The organism is Amycolatopsis sp. VC5-11 (genome assembly GCF_037034185.1).
In the GTDB taxonomy this organism is placed as follows: Bacteria; Actinomycetota; Actinomycetes; order Mycobacteriales; family Pseudonocardiaceae; genus Amycolatopsis; species Amycolatopsis nivea.
Genome location: NZ_JBAGKF010000051.1, coordinates 1 through 1,155, shown reverse-complemented (window position 1 = coordinate 1,155; position 1,155 = coordinate 1). Strand labels below are relative to the sequence as shown.

Annotated in this window: 1 protein-coding gene; it reads left to right on the top strand. The window is 63.5% G+C overall.

Annotated elements, in window-relative coordinates; genetic code table 11:
* The first annotated feature begins 42 nt into the window (after positions 1–42).
* Positions 43–1,155 (top strand): IS630 family transposase, encoded by a 1,113-nt coding sequence (locus WA670_RS45030; protein WP_134670449.1) that lies wholly within the window; start codon positions 43–45, stop codon positions 1,153–1,155.

The window sequence follows — 1,155 nt, the reverse complement described above, 5'->3', positions numbered from 1 at the left end:
TGTCCTGCGTCGTAAATTCGTCGCTAGTTAGACTCTGATGGTATGTCTGATGGTGTTGCGGGACGTCGGGGTCCGAAGCTCGAGCCGGTGGTCCTCACCGACGAGGAACGGTCGACGTTGGAAGGCTGGGTGCGTCGGCGAAAGTCTGCTCAGGCTTTGGCTGCGCGGTCGCGGATCGTGCTGGCGTGCGCTGAGGACGGCGTGCCGCCGGTCGTGGGCGTCGCGAAGGATCTCGGCGTGTCGCCGGACATGGTCCGCAAGTGGCGGCGACGCTTCCTGGCGCGCCGTCTCGACGGGCTGGTCGACGAGCCGCGGCCCGGCCGTCCTCCGGTGGTCGGGGTCGAGGACGTCGAAGCGGTCGTGGTGGCGACCCTGGAGGAAATCCCGAAGGACGCCACCCATTGGTCACGTGCCTCGATGGCGCAGCGCAGCGGCTTGTCCAGGTCGACTGTCGGCCGGATCTGGCGGAAGTTTCAGCTCAAGCCGCACCTGACCGACACTTTCAAGCTCTCCGCCGACCCGCTGTTCGTGGAGAAAGTGCACGACGTTGTCGGGTTGTATTTCAATCCGCCCGACGGCGCGATCGTCCTTTCCGTTGACGAGAAGTCGCAGATCCAGGCTCTGGACCGGTCCCAGCCGGTGCTCCCGATGATGCCCGGCATGCCTGAGCGTCGCACCCACGACTACGTCCGCAACGGCCTGACCACGCTGTTCGCGGCGTTCGACGTCGCCACCGGCGAGGTCATCAGTTCCCTGCACCGCCGGCATCGGGCCGCGGAGTTCAAGAAGTTCCTCGTCAAAATCGACAAGGAGGTCCCTGCCCATCTTCAGATCCATCTGATCTGCGACAATTACGGCACCCACAAAACACCGGCTATCCGGGCATGGCTGGAACGCCACCCTCGATTTCATATGCATTTCACCCCAACCGGTTCTTCCTGGATCAACCAGGTCGAGCGGTGGTTCGGCTTCCTCGCCGATCAGCAGATCAGGCGCGGCGCCCACAAGAACGTCCAGAACCTCGAAGCCGACATCCGCTCGTGGATCACGCAATGGAACGACAACCCCAGGCCCTTCATCTGGACCAAGACCGCCGCGGAGATCCTCGAGTCACTCGCCAACTTCTGCCGACGAATTTCTGACGCAGGACACTAG